General features: G+C 39.1%; 16 protein-coding genes and 1 tRNA gene. 10 read left to right on the forward strand and 7 right to left on the reverse strand.

The features are described from left to right. Positions 1-35: 35 nt before the first annotated feature. Positions 36-1217: a PQQ-dependent sugar dehydrogenase gene (locus ACFI4Z_RS14900; RefSeq protein WP_462671318.1), complete on the reverse strand. Its 1182-nt coding sequence runs from the start codon at positions 1215-1217 to the stop codon at positions 36-38. On the opposite strand from ACFI4Z_RS14900, the gene ACFI4Z_RS14905 reads away from it, so the two are divergent. After that, on the forward strand, positions 1202-1666 hold the full coding sequence (locus tag ACFI4Z_RS14905) for a hypothetical protein (protein ID WP_462671277.1): 465 nt from the start codon (positions 1202-1204) through the stop codon (positions 1664-1666). The two genes, ACFI4Z_RS14900 and ACFI4Z_RS14905, sit on opposite strands and share 16 nt — an antisense overlap. 68 nt (positions 1667-1734) lie before the next feature. On the opposite strand, the gene ACFI4Z_RS14910 is transcribed toward ACFI4Z_RS14905, so the two are convergent. After that, entirely contained in the window at positions 1735-2934 is a 1200-nt protein-coding gene (locus ACFI4Z_RS14910) for an Nramp family divalent metal transporter (protein ID WP_462671278.1), read from the reverse strand. A gap of 500 nt (positions 2935-3434) precedes the next feature. Between ACFI4Z_RS14910 and nhaD the strand changes: the two genes are divergently transcribed. From nhaD to ACFI4Z_RS14925, 3 genes are all read left to right on the forward strand, one after another. Then, a complete protein-coding gene (nhaD, locus tag ACFI4Z_RS14915) occupies positions 3435-4871 on the forward strand; it encodes a sodium:proton antiporter NhaD (RefSeq protein WP_462671279.1) in 1437 nt (478 codons plus the stop codon). Between the two features lie 467 nt (positions 4872-5338). After that, the gene (locus ACFI4Z_RS14920; protein ID WP_462671280.1) at positions 5339-5917 is read left to right on the forward strand and encodes an alpha/beta hydrolase; all 579 of its coding nucleotides are present in this window, start codon (positions 5339-5341) and stop codon (positions 5915-5917) included. A gap of 150 nt (positions 5918-6067) precedes the next feature. After that, positions 6068-6490: an MAPEG family protein gene (locus tag ACFI4Z_RS14925; protein ID WP_394190710.1), complete on the forward strand. Its 423-nt coding sequence runs from the start codon at positions 6068-6070 to the stop codon at positions 6488-6490. Between the two features lie 47 nt (positions 6491-6537). On the opposite strand, the gene ACFI4Z_RS14930 is transcribed toward ACFI4Z_RS14925, so the two are convergent. Continuing rightward, the gene (locus ACFI4Z_RS14930; RefSeq protein WP_462671281.1) at positions 6538-8055 is read right to left on the reverse strand and encodes a DUF3360 family protein; all 1518 of its coding nucleotides are present in this window, start codon (positions 8053-8055) and stop codon (positions 6538-6540) included. A 206-nt stretch (positions 8056-8261) separates the two neighbouring features. Between ACFI4Z_RS14930 and ACFI4Z_RS14935 the strand changes: the two genes are divergently transcribed. From ACFI4Z_RS14935 to ACFI4Z_RS14955, 5 genes are all read left to right on the forward strand, one after another. Then, entirely contained in the window at positions 8262-8810 is a 549-nt protein-coding gene (locus ACFI4Z_RS14935) for an NAD(P)H nitroreductase (protein WP_462671282.1), read from the forward strand. A 194-nt stretch (positions 8811-9004) separates the two neighbouring features. Further along, positions 9005-9382, forward strand: a complete 378-nt coding sequence (locus tag ACFI4Z_RS14940) for a hypothetical protein (RefSeq protein WP_462671283.1) — start codon at positions 9005-9007, stop codon at positions 9380-9382. 91 nt (positions 9383-9473) lie between these two features. Then, positions 9474-9564 (forward strand) — tRNA-Ser (locus ACFI4Z_RS14945). Positions 9565-9613: 49 nt separating this feature from the next. Beyond that, entirely contained in the window at positions 9614-10000 is a 387-nt protein-coding gene (locus ACFI4Z_RS14950) for a hypothetical protein (protein ID WP_462671284.1), read from the forward strand. Between the two features lie 93 nt (positions 10001-10093). After that, positions 10094-10711, forward strand: a complete 618-nt coding sequence (locus ACFI4Z_RS14955; protein ID WP_394190720.1) for an FKBP-type peptidyl-prolyl cis-trans isomerase — start codon at positions 10094-10096, stop codon at positions 10709-10711. 125 nt (positions 10712-10836) lie between these two features. Here the strand turns inward: ACFI4Z_RS14955 and ACFI4Z_RS14960 are convergent, their stop codons facing one another. Beyond that, entirely contained in the window at positions 10837-13278 is a 2442-nt protein-coding gene (locus tag ACFI4Z_RS14960) for a TonB-dependent receptor (protein WP_462671285.1), read from the reverse strand. A 148-nt stretch (positions 13279-13426) separates the two neighbouring features. On the opposite strand from ACFI4Z_RS14960, the gene ACFI4Z_RS14965 reads away from it, so the two are divergent. Further along, complete coding sequence (locus tag ACFI4Z_RS14965) at positions 13427-13954, forward strand: YaeQ family protein (RefSeq protein WP_462671286.1); 528 nt, start codon at positions 13427-13429, stop codon at positions 13952-13954. A gap of 30 nt (positions 13955-13984) precedes the next feature. Here ACFI4Z_RS14965 and yfaE read toward each other — a convergent pair whose 3' ends face one another. From yfaE to nrdA, 3 genes are all read right to left on the reverse strand, one after another. After that, positions 13985-14257, reverse strand: coding sequence for a class I ribonucleotide reductase maintenance protein YfaE (yfaE, locus tag ACFI4Z_RS14970; RefSeq protein WP_462671287.1), 273 nt, complete (start codon positions 14255-14257; stop codon positions 13985-13987). Next, positions 14257-15387, reverse strand: coding sequence for a class Ia ribonucleoside-diphosphate reductase subunit beta (gene nrdB / locus ACFI4Z_RS14975; protein WP_099295944.1), 1131 nt, complete (start codon positions 15385-15387; stop codon positions 14257-14259). The genes yfaE and nrdB overlap by 1 nt, the downstream gene beginning before the upstream one ends. A 68-nt stretch (positions 15388-15455) precedes the next feature. Next, positions 15456-17741: a class 1a ribonucleoside-diphosphate reductase subunit alpha gene (gene nrdA / locus ACFI4Z_RS14980; protein ID WP_462671288.1), complete on the reverse strand. Its 2286-nt coding sequence runs from the start codon at positions 17739-17741 to the stop codon at positions 15456-15458. Between the last annotated feature and the right edge of the window lie 191 nt (positions 17742-17932).

Here is a 17932-nt window from a genome sequence, read left to right on the forward strand (position 1 = left end):
TTGCTTAATCACCTCAGCGCATATTTATAATTAGTTTATTCAGGTTTTATGAGTATTAATTTGGCGTTTTTTCCGTCGGTTAGTATGGCAATGTTGCCTTGGGGGGTGAGATAAACATCTCTCAAACGCCCAGATACTTCAGGAAATACAGCCGATTGTTCAAACTGGCCTGTAGTTAAATCAACGACGTAGAGTTTTTTATCGACTAATGTGGTGATCAGTGCATGCTTGTGTAATGAAGGGAATGCCGAGTGTTTTGAGCCGTAATAAACCATACCTGAAGGCGCAATTGAAGGTGTCCAGTCGACTAATGGTTTTTTCATCCCTGGATAGTCTTGAAAGGGAGATATGCGTGCTTGTGAGTAATCTTTACCATAGGTTATAACCGGCCAGCCATAATTGGTGCCTGCGCTTAAGTAATTTAGTTCGTCGCCACCTGCAGGTCCGTGTTCATGACTAATAATGTGATTAGCGTCGTAGTCATAAACAAGTCCTTGTGTATTTCTATGGCCAAGTGAGAAAACAGCATGAGCACGGCGATTTTCATGATCAATGAACGGGTTATCTTTAGGTATAGTCCCATCTAAATTTATGCGTAATATTTTGCCAAGTTGACTCGTTATTACTTGTGCTTGTTCGCGAAAGTCAAAGCCATCACCACTTGAAATCAATAATGTATTATCAGGTAAAACAAGTGCACGGCCAGCGTAGTGTTGCGGTGTATTTTTATCTGTCGCGACTTTATAAATAATCACTGGCTTTGAAAATTGAATGCCATCAAATACAGCTTTAGCGATAACTAAGCGATTTGTATCAAGTTCACCTTGAGCATAAGTAAATATAATTTCTTTAGAACGTTTATAGTCTGGCGATAGTACTATATCGAGTAAGCCGCCTTGTCCGCCAACATATAGCCCCGGTAAGTCTAATTTACTATGTAACTGCTGGCCTTCTTTTACAACAACTATGTGGCCATCGCGCTGGGTAACTAACCACGTGCCATCAGGAAGCTTTACCATACTCCATGGAGACTTTAACTCACTTGCAATTGTTGTAATGGTGTACTTTTTTGTGGGTAATATAGAAGCTGCGTTTACTGAGGCTGTAAAGAGGCCAAAGAGCAATAACAAACTGATACATTGTTTAGTGTTTAAGCCTTTGGTAATGTGAATAAGATGATACATTTTAAGTTGAGAAAACCATGCCATTTTTAACACGTTTGTTGCCTTCATTTTTAGCTTCCTGGTTACTTACATTCACGCTTGCTAGCTTGTTTCATAGTCAATACGTTGTCAATCAATTAGTTAATGTAGATGTTGTAATTAGTTTAAGTGATCGGGGCAATCTAGTGTTGGCTGATTGGTTAGGGTTGCTACCGACTTATGGCGCGATCATCGCCATTGCACTAGCTATAGCGTTTACTGTTGCACAATGGTTTGCGAAAAAAAATAATAATTTTAGATTTCCATTATTTATAGTGGCAGGAATAGTCGCTTTTGCAACCGTCCTCATTGCCATAGAATCAATTATGAATATACATATTATTGCTGGCGCAAGAGGTTGGGGGTTTTATACTCAACTGTTAGCAGGTGCTGTGGGCGGTTCTGCTTTTTCATTGTTAACTCAGCGCCCTCTAAAAAAGGCGCTGACTATTTATAACCAGTAGTGTGTAGCCAAGTCTAATTAGTCCATAAAGCTAAATAAGGGCCTCATGTTGGCCCTAATTTATTATTGTTAAACAATTATATTTATAAGTTTGTAGCTACTTAACCCCAGTATGAGTAATAACATTGGCAATGTTAGTAGGTTAACAAGTAGTGAGTTCGTGTATTTTCCCATTACCGCCTTTTGGTTTACCAGCCAAACAAGGTAAAAAGTAACAATAGGTAAAAGCAAGCCATTAGCAGCTTGAGCAAATATGATGACTGCAATAGGATCTATGCCAAGAGAAGCGACTGTTGCCCCAAATACTAATATAACCAGCGCCACCCACTTAAACTGACGGCTCTTCATATCATTTGACCACCCAAGCATGCCACAAACGGCATACGCACCCGCTAATGGTGCTGTGATTGCGCTTGTTAAGCCTGCGGCAAATAAACCAACCGCAAAAAAGTACTGCGCAGCATTACCAAGTAATGGCTCTAATTGTGTAGCCATATTGGCTGCGCTTACCTTACCAGCATCGGTACCATAAAATGCTACCGACGCTGTAGATAATATTGCTAGCGTAATAACCCCACCTAAAGTAATTGATATACCTGTATCGAGATTGGTCTGTTTTATGACTTTGTCAGTATCGTTGTTTCCGTTGTGTTTTGCAGCAAGAATACCCGAATGCAAAAATAAGTTATAAGGCACAATGGTGGTCCCTATTAATGCAAGTACGGTGGTCATTGAGCCTTCAGGAATACTCGGTATAAACCCTTTCAATAATTGTTCAATAGGGGGCGCTGCGATAATCAATGTTGAGATAAATACTAAGCTCATCAAAAGTACGAGTATTATGAGAGCAGACTCCACCACTTTGTGTTTTCCGCTATAAAGAAGCAAAGCGCTAAAAATGGCAATCAAGGGTGTCCAGATTTGTGAGTTAACCTGCGGGAAAATACCTATCAAGCCTAAACTTGCACCGCTAAGGTTGCCGGCTTCATAAGCAGCACTCCCAACACCAATGGCACTGATCACTAATATAGCTGCAATTACTTTAAATATCGGTGTGTGTATATGAGCACGTAATGCTTGTGCTAAGTCTTGTCCTGTTGCAACACCTAATCGTGCCGCCATTGATTGCAATGAGATGGTTACTATTACTGAAAATAATAAAGTCCATGCTAAAGTAAAACCAAAGTTTGCTCCTGCAATACTTGCGCTAGTAATTGTGCCTGGTCCGATAAAGGCGGCAGTGACTAAGAGGCCTGGTCCAAATCGCATACAATACCCTAAAGTTGTTATTTACATTGAGTTTATCCTGCAGAGCATACATATATACCCAGACCACCTCAAGGTGCGAGTTTCATTTGGAATTAAAAGCGATTTAGGCAAGGCATTGATTGCAAATAATAGTGGTTCTATTGTTAAAAGCAATAACGCAGTATATATCGCTTTTTAACCAACCCGTTGGGCGCTTCACAGGCACTTACTCTCATCGTTGTTACTTCTTAAAAGGGATGGCCATTGTTGCAAAGTAACGCCTTGATATTAAGCCCCTGAGAAACGCTGACTTCTGCATCTTGAAGTGGTTTGGGTATATTCATTGTATTTATCGCAAACATAGCAGTTAACTATGAATATTTAGACTTGAGTATAATTGCCTTAACGTTAAATCATGGTAACTTACAGCAACTTTTTTATAACAACTCATCATTCATAAGAATTAATAATAAAAATAGTTATAAAAATACCGTTTTTGAAATTAAAACAGGACGTACCGTGTGAAAAACTTACTACGAGGCTTTAATTTATTTAGCTTAGTGTTACTTTTATTTTGCTCCCCAGCGTGGGCGAGTGAGGGACAATTAGATCTAACCAGCTCAACCATCGGCATACTGTGCATTTTTATATTTTGTATTGCTTATGCTGTAGTCATGCTTGAAGAAAAACTCCACTTACGTAAATCAAAGCCAGTGCTCGTTGCCGCAGGTCTTATTTGGATTTTAATTGGCGCTTATTATGTAAAAAATGATATACCCGCTATAACCGAATCTGCATTTAGGCATAATTTGTTAGAATTTGCAGAGCTGATGTTATTTTTGTTAGTGGCCATGACCTACATTAATGCATTAGAAGAGCGACGAGTCTTTGATGCTTTACGTTCTTGGATGATTCAAAAAGGGTTCAATTATAAAAATCTGTTTTGGATCACAGGTTTTTTAGCTTTCTTCATTTCACCGATTGCTGACAATTTAACCACGGCACTGCTGATGTGTGCTGTGGTTATGAAGGTTGCTGAGGGTGATAAGCCATTTATAAATCTAAGTTGTATTAATATCGTTATTGCTGCTAATGCTGGTGGTGCGTTTAGTCCATTTGGCGATATTACTACATTAATGGTTTGGCAAGCAGGACTTGTTCATTTTAATGAGTTTTTAGTGCTATTTATCCCTTCATTAGCAAACTACCTGGTACCCGCTGCAATTATGAGTTTTTACGTTGCTGATAAGCAGCCTTCAGCGCAGTACGAAGAAATAGAGCTAAAACGAGGAGCACTTCGCATTTTAACTTTATTCTTATTAACAATTGCAACAGCCGTTGCATGTCATAGCTTTTTACACCTACCGCCGGTACTAGGTATGATGATGGGATTAGGTTATTTGCAATTTTTTGGTTATTTTTTAAGAATGACGTTGCCTGGTTCATTAGCACGTAAAAAGGCACACGCTGAACAAATTGGTGATAATGATCGTTTAGCTAAACTGGGAAGTGTTGTACCGTTTGACGTATTTAGTAAGGTGTCACGTGCTGAGTGGGATACGCTATTATTCTTTTACGGTATTGTTATGTGCGTAGGCGGGCTCGGCTTTTTAGGGTATTTAAACCTGATGTCTGAAATGCTTTACGGTAACTGGTCTGCGACATCTGCTAATATATTTTTAGGTGTTATTTCGGCTGTGATAGACAATATTCCTGTTATGTTTGCTGTGCTCTCAATGCAACCTGATATGTCTCACGGGCAGTGGCTTTTAATCACCCTGACCGCAGGTGTTGGCGGCAGTTTACTCTCGATAGGTTCAGCGGCTGGGGTGGCATTGATGGGTCAAGCGCGCGGTTATTATACCTTCTTTGGTCATTTAAAGTGGGCTCCAGTTATTGCACTTGGTTACGCTGCAAGTATCGCACTACATTTATGGTTAAATGCATCACTTTTTTAAAATTGATAAAGTACTAAAACAAAGCAATGAAGCAGAGTGCTTCATTGCTTAATTCTCTTTCTGGCGAAGGTACATGTTTGCTTACACTTTTATAAAACACTTCTATTCACATGATTAAGTTATTGTTTTAAATTAATTAATATAAAATTTAAAATAGAACTTAACATGGCGCTTAAACACAAAATATTTTTTATAACCCTTGGGTGCATCGTTGTGATTGCATTGGGTCTAACTACCCGTGCTTATTTAAAAAAATAGCGCATCTGAGTTTGAAGATCATACCTTATATTCTGCGCTGCTAGATGAACACAGAACGTTTTTCATTCGACTACCAGCCAATTATGATCCTAGTAAAACTTACCCATTAATTATAAAAACGGACGGTAACTTCAACCTTAGCCGTTGGCATAACACGTTAACTATATATGCCGAGCAAGGTATAGCCGAGGGGGTCAATCTTAGTTGCATTGCCAAATCAATTTTGGACAGATACCCGTAATCGCGATTTGGTTCCGCCATATGCCCGTAAAGAGGTTAGTATTGGAGCTCGACCAGCGTTTGAAAATGACCCTGCGATATTTGGTCGAGCCGATGTATTTCTATCATTTATTGAAAAAGAGTTACTGCCTTTTTTAGAGGCTAATTACAGCTTAAATGATAATCGTATTTTAACTGGGTTTTCAGCAGGCGGTAGTTTTGTGTTATACACATTGAGTACAAAGCCTGCGCTGTTTGATGGTTATTTTGCCTTTAGCCCGGCGGCGTGGTACGACGACAGCGTTGTGGTAAATGAGTTTGCTAAAAGTCTATCTGCGCTCAATGAGGCCGATAATTTTTTATATTTAAGTCTAGGTGCAGATGAAAACCCAATCATCACAGGATCATTTAAAGGCTTAATAGCCGCACTAGAGCAAAATAAAGAGCACACTATAACGTGGAAATTTAGTTATAGTGAAGGCGCTGGCCACAATAAAAACCCTTACGTATCTGTCCCCAAAGCATTACATGAGTATTATCAGTTTAGAGATGCAAATTTCAGTGATTAAATAATGCTTAACCTTATGTAGATTTTATAGGTTGACGGTAACTATTTACATTAAAAAGATTTTCAAAATTTAAAGTTGCTACTATTCAATGGGTTATGTTTGGCTTGTTTTTTGCTCATATTGTTTACCTCAAAAATAATAGGAATGACAATGACTGAACTTGCTCTATCTGCATATTTTGCACTTTACATCTATTTGATTATGATTTTCGTACAATGGGCTGTTGCTACTTTTAGTAAGGCAAGTCAAGACAATGCAGTGCCTGGTAAACTTGATGCTGATTTAAGCCATGAAAGCTTTGTTTTTAGAGCGCACAGAACGTTCCATAATACTCTCGAAAACAGTGCTTTGTTTTTAGGCTGTGTATTGTTTGCTTTCACAATGGGTTATCACAGTGGAATATTTGCTATGTGTATGTGGGTTTATGTAATCTCACGCTTAATTCATATGACGCTTTATTATGTTATTGCCACAGAAAAGAACCCAAGTCCACGAAGTTACTTTTTTTTAGTGGGTGTAGTCGCTAATTTTGTCATGTTGGTACTAATAGGGTTGCGGTTAATTGCTTACTAAGGCTACGTAGTTTTTAAGCAGCAAGTTTACCTTGCTGCTTTTTGTATTTAGTGTCTAAAACTACTTAAAAGAGCAGGAATACCAGGTAGCATACCTACCATGGCCATGACACTCGTTAAAAGTACAAACATTAATAATGGAATTTTCCAGCGGCTCATAGGTGTTAAATCTGCACTTCGCTCTTTACAGCCTATAAGGCCTAAGTTATCAAGTAACATGGTAAGTGACCAACCAAATGCAGGGTTTACTAAGGAAGATGCAAATACCACAATAGCTGCTGATTGGGTTGTCTTACCTTCTCGGGTCATTTCCATTCCAGCCTCGAGCAGTGGAATAAATACGCCAACAATTAAAGCAACGCACAACACGGGTTGCCAAATAGCCAAATCCATCGGATAACCCCATACGCCAGCTATAATACAAAATAAAGCTGTTAAAATTGCCCCGGCGGGGATTGGGCGTTTAGCAATAGCGGCAGGAACAATATAAGTCCCCCATGATGAGGTAAAGTTAGAGCCGCCTAAAATAGAGCCAAATGTTTGTCTAACGGAAGCACTGAGCATTGTATCATCAATATTCATTTGTACTTTTTCAGTGCGTTGAGGGTAGCTTATTTTTTGAAAAACTTGGTGTCCTAAAAAATCCGGTGACCACATTGCAACAGCTAAAATTGCAAAAGGTAGCACAACTACAAAACTTTCCAGTGTCGGTAAACCAAGCATCCAACCTGTGTTTTCGCCCCACCAATACATTGGGTTCATATTAGGTAAGCCTGGTGCGGTTTTAAATTCAAATGGCGCGCCTAAGGCAAATGCAGTGACTCCGCCAATAATGCAACTCAATGGCACTGCTAACCAACGCTTTTTAAAATGTTCTAAAAGTGCATAAAGTAATATGGTGGTAAGGATAACAATAAATGCAATATGGCTCATGTTGATGCTTTCAGCCCATGCAAATAACTTTTTGACTTGGGATAATGTGCCGATGAAGCCAAGATAAAGCAGCAACCCGCCACATACGCCTTTACTGGTTAAACGTGCGAGTAAACTACCGCCTTTACTGATCGCAAGAATAAAACCAAAAGCACCTATTAATAGACCAAATGCCATAGGGTGGCCACCTGCAGCAACTACAATCGGAATAAGTGGAATTAATGGGCCATGTGTACCAGCCAAGTTGGCTGTAGGTAATATAAAGCCAGAAAATAAAATAATAAATAGCGCGACAATCAACAATTCATAGCGGACATTTTCAAGTACAAATGCATCACTTAAACCTAAAGGCGCAGCAAATGTTGCGGCAATAGCGCCCACCATGACGACTTTACCAATAGTGCCTGCCATTGCGGGAATGGTGTCTTCAAATTCAAAACGATAATCTCTAAATGGAAGATTAGGCCGCCAGCGTTTTGGCTGCATTATTTGCAGTTCGTGTTCAAGGTACTCGTCGCGAGTGGGAAATTGTGAACTGGGCTTATGCAAGCTTTGGTAGCTAGCAGACACGTTATCTTGTGTGCCCTCAAGGTTTTCTTTTTTTAAAATAGTATTTTGCTTTGACGTTGTCATAACTTCTCCGGCAACATAAACATTGCGCTTGTTCAAACTTAAATACGGCTTTTTGCAAAGCACTAAATATTGAGTGCTTAGAGTAAAGCAAGCGTGAACAAGTTGGGATTAGTCAAAGGTCTAGGTTATTAAAAAACTTAAATACAACACCCTTTCTAGGCATTAGCTATAGATGGTATGCTATATTTTTTTATACGAGAAAAATTATGGATGCTATCGAGCTTTTATTAACAAGGCAATCTGACCCACGTCTAGTTGAACCTGCGCCAACTAGCGAGCAGCTTGAAATTATTAAGCAAGCTGCATTAAGAGTACCTGATCATGGATGCATCGCTCCATGGCAGTTCATTGTTGTGACTGGAGACGGACGAAGCCGTTTAGGTGAAATCTATTATCAAAGTGCTATTTCTGAGCAACAAGAAGAGAAAGTAATTAACAGAGCAAAAGAGTTACCTTTAAGAGCGCCAATGTTAATTATTGCTATCGCAAAATATAAACAGCACCCTAAAGTTCCTCGTATTGAACAAGTTCAAAGTGCAGGGTGTGCAGTACTTGCAATGCAACAAGCAGCTTTTGCACAAGGATTAGGTGGTGTATGGCGTACAGGTTACTTTGCACAAAGCAAAAGCGTCAAAGAAGCGTTAGGGCTGACAGAACAAGACGAAATAGTTGGGTATTTATACTTGGGTACGCCCGCTGTAGAGTGTAAAAAATCAGCCAAACATAAGCCAGAACAGTTTTTTACATATTTATAATAGACAAATTGAACTTTACCTTCTTTGTTTAGTCAGATTAGATTAAGGTCGCAGTTATTAAGCTACTTATTACTGCTCACTGTAAGAAATGTAAGGACACTTAAAGTATTTTTCTTCACAGTCTGTTTTTTAATCTGTTGGTTTTTGCTACTGTATGGAACGTCTTAACAAAAACAACAAAGAAGACGAGAACAATGGGAAATTTATTTTTACGTGAAAAAGAACAATGGCTAACGTGGTCACTCTGGGGTGTAGTGGGAGCGGTGCTGACTTTATATACTGCTTTTAACACTCAAACACCTCATTTAGTCGCAATTGCGTCTGTATCAATTCTTGTGGTTCTTACTTGGTGGATGCAGCGAAGCAAGCGATTTGACTTTGGCCGCGCTTTTAAGGTGTGTTGCTACGTTTTAATGTTAAGTATTTTGCCTGCGTTTGTGCTTGTTATAATGCCTAGCGATGATTTAAGTCGCTTTGATTTAATATTTCAGTGCTTAAGTTTTGCAACACTGAGTCTATTAGTGTGTTTAGTATGTTCGTGGATAGCTAAACGCCCTAAGCAATATTATTGATTGAATTTTATTCGCAACCTGTTTAATTGTTATTTATTTTACTTTTAGGGGTTTACAACTGTTCTGCTTCGGCCTATTATTCGCGCCGTACGGAGAGATGGCAGAGTGGTCGAATGCACCGGTCTTGAAAACCGGCAGGGGTTTGTAGCCCCTCTAGGGTTCAAATCCCTATCTCTCCACCATATTTGAAAAGCCGCCTTTTGGGCGGCTTTTTGCTATCTGGAGTTTAGTATGTCAGAGCCTCGTCAATTAAATACATTTCAGCGGATCTTAAAACACAGTTTATTGTGGGTTGTGTTTGCATATTGTTATCACAGTGCAATTAATTTACTGGTCAAAATGGCATTGGATGCGCAGCCTGATCAACCTTTAATCACATCTTTACTTTATTGCTTGGGTTTTAATTTATTAAGTGCCCACTTAATTACAAAATATGATGCTTATTGGCCCGTTATTGCTGCTTTAATAATCGGTGTTGTTGGTTTGATTGTTGTGCCAATCCTGTTTGTAGGTACGCATGCTTTATTAAGTCAAGAACTGCTTGGGGGAATATTAATCAGCTTGCCAGTCTTTACCTTTGGAATGACCCTAATAAAGCGAAAACTCAATAAAAACTAGGCCCAAAAGCGTTTTTATTTATGTTAGCATAGACGCGTCTTTTAACTGGTATCAGTGCACACTAAGCTGGTACATAAAAACGTGAAACACATTATGTCAGATAATTTTACTACAGATGCTGAAAAAGCAAGTTACGGTATTGGTTTACAAATGGGCGAGCAACTTAAAGCGAACCCTTTTGAAGGCCTAAACTTAAATTCAGTATTTGAAGGCATGAAAGATGCTTACTCAGGCGGTGATTTTCAAGTTGAGATCCCTGAGATCCAAGCTGCATTCGAAAAAATCAATGCTGAAATCCAAGCTCGTCGTGAAGAAGAGTCAAAAGTACTTTCTGCTGAAGGTATCGCATTCTTAGAAGAAAATGCAAAGCGCCCTGAAATCACTGTAACTGAGTCTGGTCTTCAATATGAAGTTCTAGCAACGGGTGAAGGCGAAAAGCCAACAGCTGAATCAACAGTACGTGTTGATTACCACGGTACTCTTATCAATGGTACCGTTTTTGATAGCTCTTACGAGCGCGGTCAACCTGCTGAATTCCCAGTTGGTGGTGTAATCAAAGGTTGGACTGAAGCGCTACAAATGATGCCTGTTGGCACTAAATGGCGTATCTATGTTCCTCATGAGCTTGCTTATGGCGAACGTGGTGCTGGTGCTGCAATCGCACCTTTCTCAACTCTTGTATTTGATGTTGAGTTACACGCTATTCTTTAATAGCTTTTTTATGAGCGTTTAATGCTCATAATAAAAAACCACTCTTAATTATTTAAGAGTGGTTTTTTTATGCTTAATTTTTGATTAACCCAGTCATTATACACACTGGGTTAACAGTGTTTTGGTTAGAAGTAACCGCGTACACCAATACTAAAGTTACGACCTGGTAACGGCGCTTTTTCTTTAATAAATGAGCTATGAACAAAACCAAGTTCATCGGTGATGTTATCAACGTTAATATAAAGCTGTGTATCTATTTGCCCAACACTTAGTTGATAGTTAGCTTGCGCATCAAAGAGCGAGTAGCTTTCAGTTTTTGTTTCATACTGAGTAATATCATTTTGCTCAAAGTAATGAGTGCCTGTTAGTGTGAATTGCCAATCATTAAGTGTATATTGCAACTCAGAGCCTAACTTATTTGCAGGTATACGAGGTAAGTTCTCGTCTTTGAGCTTAGCAGTTGTTGAATCACCAAATACCTTTACCATGGCATTGCTGTTAACTTGATAATGAGCGTCAAACTCAACACCGTATAGTTCAGCATCTTTACTAACAAATTGGTAAACAGCAAGCGCATCTTCGTGCTCGTGATCTGTTTGGACTTCTTCAAAGCCATGATCTTCGTCGTAGATCAAACCAGTACTTTTTTGATAGTAAAAGTTTTTAATATCATTGTAGAAAAAGTTTACTGTATAGCCAAAGTCACCGCTAAACTGCCTAAAGCTTAAATCAAAGTTGTTGGCTGTCTCTTGCTTAATATCTTCTGGTTCAAAATGTGCTTCTCCATCCTCAATTACATAGCCTAAACCAAGCTCGTAAGTACCTGTTGCAATATGAAGTCCATTTGAGAGTAGTTCAGCCGATAGTGGTGCTCGCTGTGAGTGTGAAACACTCAAAGAAACACTTTGACCTGGTGTGTATTGCCAAATTGCACCAACAGAGGCACTTAAGTTAGTAAAGCTTTTGCTGTATGCATTTACTTCATCATGATCTTCTTCAATTTCATCATGGTGGTCTTCACCTTCATCATGGTCATGGTCATGGTCACGGGAAATAATATTACTATCAATAGTATAATCTTCTACACGGGCGCCTAATTCAACGGTGACATCGCCAATCATTTGTTCTTCAAGAATGAATAGGGCATTGGTTGTTGTTTTACTCGCTGGGGTGAACGCTTCTTCACCATTGGCATCATAGTCAGACTCACTGAAGTGGTAGCCAGCGATACCGTGCCAATTACCAAGTTTATGTTCGACATTAAAGCGTGCTTCCGTAGTTTCATTACTAAAGATAGTACCAATCTTGCCATCTTCGATTTCGGCATGACTATAATCTGTATAGCCTAGACGAAGGTTTATAGTTTCAATCCAGTTATTATGAAGTGCGTAACTGATTAGTGCTTGCCAGCGGTCTTGTTCAACGCGTGCATAAACGGCTTCTTCATCATGCTCATCATGTTCATCATGTTCATCATGCTCATCATGTTCATCATGCTCATCATGCTCATCATGACCATGATGCTCATGTGCAGGTATACCATAATCTGTTTCAATACGACCATATGCGACGCCCATTGTTAAATGTTCACTTACATAGCTGGTACCAAAGTTAACTGTTTGACTATCAATAAAGGTATTTGCAACAGATGTAGCTGTTTCATGGGCTTCTTCTTCATGTTCTTTATGCTCATGGTGCTCTTCATGGCCTTCTTCTGGAAGCTCAAAGCGAGGTGTTTGGTAATCATCCCCCATTCTTTTTGTGCCATCAAAGTGGAAGTTAAAGTTTTCATGGCCAGTTTCTAGCTTTGCTACATATGTATTAGCATTTGAAACTGTGTCGTGGTTGTATTGCACAGCACCTGTTAATTGGTCAATATTATCTGTAGGTATTCTGTTATCAACTACATTTACGACACCACCTATTGCACCTGAGCCATATAAAAGGGTAGCAGGTCCTCTAAGTACTTCGATTTGTTCTGCCGATAGGCTGTCGTTTGATGTAGCGTGATCAGGGCCAATTCGAGAAGCATCGCTGCTGTCTAAACCATTTTGTGTGATCTTAACGCGCGGTCCATCTAATCCACGAATAATAGGGCTTGATGAAACAGGTCCAAAGTAGCTTGCATTAACACCCGGTAAACCTTTAAGTGTTTCGCCTAAAGTAGGTTTAGCTTTGTTTTTTAGTTCATCACCGGCTAATACATTGACAGGTGAAATCATTTCAAGACTATTTTTGTGTAAAGCAGAGGCATACACAACAACGGTTTCTACAGAAGTAGGGGCTAATGTAACATTGATTGATTCGCTATCTTCATCGACAGCAAGGCGTGCATCAACAAAGTTATTTTTACTGATATGCAGTTGGCTTTTTGCATCAATATCTATACTAAATTTACCATTTGAATCAGTTTTTATTGATTGTGTTTTGCCGTGAATATGCACATCTGCATTAGCAATCGGCTGGTTATTAGGGTCAACGACGTGACCATTAACGATAGCCGCTTGAGCTGAATACGAGCTAAGAGCTGAAATTATTGCGCCTGAGAGAATAGAGTATCGGTTCATAGTTACTACATTTATTGGTTTCGATGTTGTGATATAATATAACACACACCGTGTTGTCATATCAATAATGTTATACCATAGCTTTATAGTTCTATTTTTGAATAAGTAAACTACACTGTAGTAAAGACGCTCAATTTTTGGTGATACTATGAGTGATAAGAATCAAATATTCAAAGCTCGTTTCACAATTGCTGATTTGCGCCAACAATGTAATCACAGTGAAGTCTTTACAACTTCGTTGACTAAGGGTGAAACGTTAGAGCACTTTATATTAAAGCTATTAGGTTACAGTTTTTTGTCATACGATGATGCTGCTCGCCTGAATAATCAGTTTAATAAATTTATGCCTGATGTCAGCATCAAGGCACTTGATGAGCATTATAAAAAATGGATGTGTGTAGATAGTGCTGATTTACACCGCTTATTAAAAGTAGCAAAAACTGTTGATGAGCTAATTATCTTAACGATTGCTCAAAGTCCATGGCTTTCGGAGGTCAAACCACGTTTATCTTTATTACCCAATAGCCACTTTATAGAAATTGATAAGCAGTTCATTGATAAACTAGAGTCTAATTTAACCCGAAATTTGTATTGGAATATCACTATTGATCAACACAGTGTCAGTATTAGTGATGAAGCGCATTACTATCAGACTACTGAATTTGTTTGGAATTAACCTAATCGGTTTGAGTTTATTTACCAAAAATTATTCTAACGTTAATGTTATATCACCATCTGGTTTGCAACAGCACAATAATATCTCGCCTTCTCGGACGAACGCTAAAGGCTCTTGATTATAAACCACTTGGCCTTCTTTGAGCTTTACACGACATGCACCGCAGTATCCTTCTCGACACTGATATGACACGGCAAATTTGTGGTTTTCTAGACAAGCTAAGAGGGAAGGGCAGCCAGAATCAAAGTTAATATTCTGGCTGTGCTCTGCAAGGTCAAGCCTGACAGTGTTACTGTCAGACATTACAGATCAAAATCACCAAAGTCAGAGGCATCGACTTGAGAGTCAATTTGACCAACAAGGTATGAGCTAATCTCAGCTTCTTGCGGGGCTACTTGTACGTTATCTGATACTAACCAAGAGCTTATCCATGGAATTGGGTTACTATTATTTTCAAACTGGGTAGGAAGTCCTACTGCACTCATGCGTGCATTTGTAATGTATTCAACATATTGACAAAGGATGTCTTTATTAAGGCCAATCATTGAACCATCTTTAAATAAATACTCAGCCCATTCCTTTTCTTGCTCTGCTGCATCAACGAACATTTTAATCGCTTCGTCTTTGCACTGCGCTGCAACAATAGCCATCTCAGGGTCATCTTTGCCATCTTGCATAATATTTAAAATATGCTGAGTACCTGATAAGTGAAGCGCTTCATCACGGGCAATGAGTTTGATGATTTTTGCGTTACCTTCCATAAGCTCACGCTCTGCAAAAGCAAAAGAACATGCGAAACTAACATAAAAGCGAATTGCTTCTAGGATATTTACAGACATCATGGCTAGATAAAGTAATTTTTTAAGTTCAAATAAGCTAATATTAACGGTCTCACCGTTAAGCTCATGTTTACCTTCACCATATAAATTGTAGATAGCTACTTTATTGATCAGCTCATCGTAATATTTAGTCACGGCATCAGCTCGTTCACTGATTTTGTCGTTACTTACAATATCGTCAAATATCAGTTCTGGTGACTGAGTCACGTTACGGATAATGTGTGTGTATGAGCGACTGTGAATAGTTTCACTGAATGCCCACGTTTCAATCCACGTTTCAAGCTCTGGGATTGAGACAATTGGCAGCAAAGCAACATTTGGTGAACGACCCTGAACACTATCGAGCAGTGTTTGGTACTTAAGGTTACTTAAAAATATATGTTTTTCATGCTCTGGTAGTGCTTGGAAATCTAAGCGGTCTTTACTAACATCTACTTCTTCTGGGCGCCAAAAGAAAGAAAGTTGTTTTTCAATTAATTTTTCAAAAATAGGGTATTTTTGTTGGTCATAACGAGAAACGTTTACTGTTTGGCCGAAAAACATCGGTTCTTGTAATTGGTTATTATGGTTTCGACTAAAAGTAGTATAAGACATAGGATCACTCAAAAAACTAACAGGGCAAAGCGGGCAAAACCCGCTATGAATATATTTAAAAACAGTGCTTAAATTTTACATGCGCCGCCTGCGCAATCATCATCTTCCGCTTGAACAGCTGTATCATCTTGTGAATCTGATGCGCCATCGCGGGTATTATGATAATACAAGGTTTTAACACCCAGCTTGTAAGCAGCAAGCAAGTCTTGCAGTAACACCTTCATAGGTACTTTACCGCCTTCGAACTTGTTTGGATCATAATTAGTGTTAGCAGAGATCGTTTGATCAACAAACTTTTGCATAATACCCACTAATTGCAAATAACCTTGGTTCGATGGGATATCCCATAACAACTCATAGCTATCTTTAAGACGGTCATACTCAGGAACGACCTGTTTTAAGATACCATCTTTACTAGCTTTAACGCTGATATGACCGCGAGGTGGTTCAATACCATTTGTTGCATTTGAAATCTGTGACGATGTTTCTGATGGCATCAGTGCTGATAATGTTGAGTTACGCATACCATGCTCTTTAATGCTGGCACGTAGTGCATCCCAATCTAAATGCAGTGGTTCATCACAAATCTTATCAAGGTCAGTTTTGTATGTATCTGTTGGCATTATGCCTTGAGAATACGTTGTTTCATTGAACTTAGGGCAAGCACCGCGCTCTTTTGCTAGTTCATTTGATGCTTTCATAAGGTAATACTGAATAGCTTCAAACGTTTTATGGGTCAGAGCATTCGCGCTGCCGTCAGAATAGCGCTTACCATTTTTAGCTAGGTAGTATGCGTAGTTGATAACACCTATACCAAGCGTTCGACGTCCCATAGTTGCATTTTTAGCTGCTGGAACAGGGTAGTCTTGGAAATCAAGTAAGTTATCTAAAGCACGGACTGCAAGTTCAGCAAGTTCTTCTAATTCATCAAGTGACTCAATTGCACCTAAGTTAAACGCTGATAATGTACATAAAGCGATTTCGCCTTCTTCATCATTTACGTTATTCAATGGCTTAGTTGGTAATGCAATTTCTAAACACAAGTTTGATTGACGAATTGGCGCAACTTTTGAAATAAACGGGCTGTGAGTATTACAGTGATCAACATTCTGCAGGTAAATACGGCCTGTGCTTGCACGCTCTTGTGCAAACATAGAAAACAACTCAATGGCTTTGATACGCTTTTTACGAATTGATTCGTCTTGTTCATATTGAACATACAATTTATCAAATTCATCTTGGTCTTCAAAGAAAGCATCGTATAGACCAGGCACGTCTGATGGACTAAATAATGTAATGTAATCGTCTTTTATTAAACGTGAATACATTAACTTATTAAATTGCACACCATAATCTAAGTGACGAACACGGTTGTCATCAACACCACGGTTATTTTTAAGCACCAGTAGGTTTTCAACTTCTAAATGCCATAGTGGGTAGAATAACGTTGCTGCGCCACCACGGACACCGCCTTGTGAACAACTTTTAACCGCTGTTTGGAAGTGTTTATAAAACGGGATACATCCTGTGTGATATGCTTCGCCATTGCGAATAGGGCTTCCCAATGCGCGGATACGACCGGCATTAATACCAATACCAGCACGTTGTGAAACGTACTTAACAATAGCAGAAGATGTTGCATTGATTGAATCAAGGCTATCGCCACATTCAATTAACACGCACGAGCTAAACTGACGTGTTGGTGTACGCACACCTGCCATAATAGGTGTAGGCAAAGAAATTTTAAATTGCGATACCGCGTCATAAAAGCGTTTAACGTAATCTAAACGCGTTTCTTTAGGGTAATCTGAGAACAAGCTTGCAGCCACAAGGATATATAAAAACTGTGCACTTTCATAGATTTCACCTGTTACACGGTTTTGTACTAAATACTTACCTTCAAGCTGCTTTACAGCAGCATAGCTGAAGTTTAGGTCTCGGCTATGATCAAGGTAGTTGTCAAGCTCATCAATTTCTTGTTCAGTGTAGTCGACTAGTAGGTGTGCGTCATAACGTTTGTCTTCTACTAGTCTTGTTATTTGGTCATAAAGGCGAGGTGGCTCAAATTGACCATACGCTTTTTTACGTAGATGGAATACAGCTAAACGAGCCGCTAAGTATTGATAATCAGGACTGTCTTTAGAAATTTGGTCTGCGGCTGCTTTGATGATTGTTTCGTGAATATCTTCAGTACGAATACCATCATAAAATTGAATGTGAGATTTCAATTCAACTTGCGAGACAGACACATTATTCAGACCTTCGGCGGCCCAAGCAATGACGCGATGGATTTTATCTAAATCAAGTGACTCTTTACGGCCGTCACGTTTGCTTACAGATAGCTGTTGGTTCATAGTTTTGCCTGTATTCCTTGGGAAATATAGTCTTAGAAAATTATTATTCTATTTATTAAGGTTAAAATCGAATTTAATTGAATAACATTTAGCCACAATATCTGGTGCTCTTCAAATTCTAGATCACAAGATAGTGTGGTCTGCGATCATTTGCAAGAGGCATAAAGGGGCCCCTTTGTGGATAAGTTTGG

The sequence above is a fragment of the Pseudoalteromonas sp. RWi3 genome, from assembly GCF_054960735.1.

Coding starts and splice junctions, on each gene's coding strand:
- ACFI4Z_RS14905 (WP_462671277.1), top strand. CDS start 1,202: ATGCCATTTTTAACACGTTTGTTGCCTTCATTTTTAGCTTCCTGGTTA.
- ACFI4Z_RS14910 (WP_462671278.1), bottom strand. CDS start 2,934: ATGCGATTTGGACCAGGCCTCTTAGTCACTGCCGCCTTTATCGGACCA.
- ACFI4Z_RS14925 (WP_394190710.1), top strand. CDS start 6,068: ATGACTGAACTTGCTCTATCTGCATATTTTGCACTTTACATCTATTTG.
- ACFI4Z_RS14930 (WP_462671281.1), bottom strand. CDS start 8,055: ATGACAACGTCAAAGCAAAATACTATTTTAAAAAAAGAAAACCTTGAG.
- ACFI4Z_RS14935 (WP_462671282.1), top strand. CDS start 8,262: ATGGATGCTATCGAGCTTTTATTAACAAGGCAATCTGACCCACGTCTA.
- ACFI4Z_RS14940 (WP_462671283.1), top strand. CDS start 9,005: ATGGGAAATTTATTTTTACGTGAAAAAGAACAATGGCTAACGTGGTCA.
- ACFI4Z_RS14950 (WP_462671284.1), top strand. CDS start 9,614: ATGTCAGAGCCTCGTCAATTAAATACATTTCAGCGGATCTTAAAACAC.
- ACFI4Z_RS14955 (WP_394190720.1), top strand. CDS start 10,094: ATGTCAGATAATTTTACTACAGATGCTGAAAAAGCAAGTTACGGTATT.
- ACFI4Z_RS14960 (WP_462671285.1), bottom strand. CDS start 13,278: ATGAACCGATACTCTATTCTCTCAGGCGCAATAATTTCAGCTCTTAGC.
- ACFI4Z_RS14965 (WP_462671286.1), top strand. CDS start 13,427: ATGAGTGATAAGAATCAAATATTCAAAGCTCGTTTCACAATTGCTGAT.
- yfaE (WP_462671287.1), bottom strand. CDS start 14,257: ATGTCTGACAGTAACACTGTCAGGCTTGACCTTGCAGAGCACAGCCAG.
- nrdB (WP_099295944.1), bottom strand. CDS start 15,387: ATGTCTTATACTACTTTTAGTCGAAACCATAATAACCAATTACAAGAA.
- nrdA (WP_462671288.1), bottom strand. CDS start 17,741: ATGAACCAACAGCTATCTGTAAGCAAACGTGACGGCCGTAAAGAGTCA.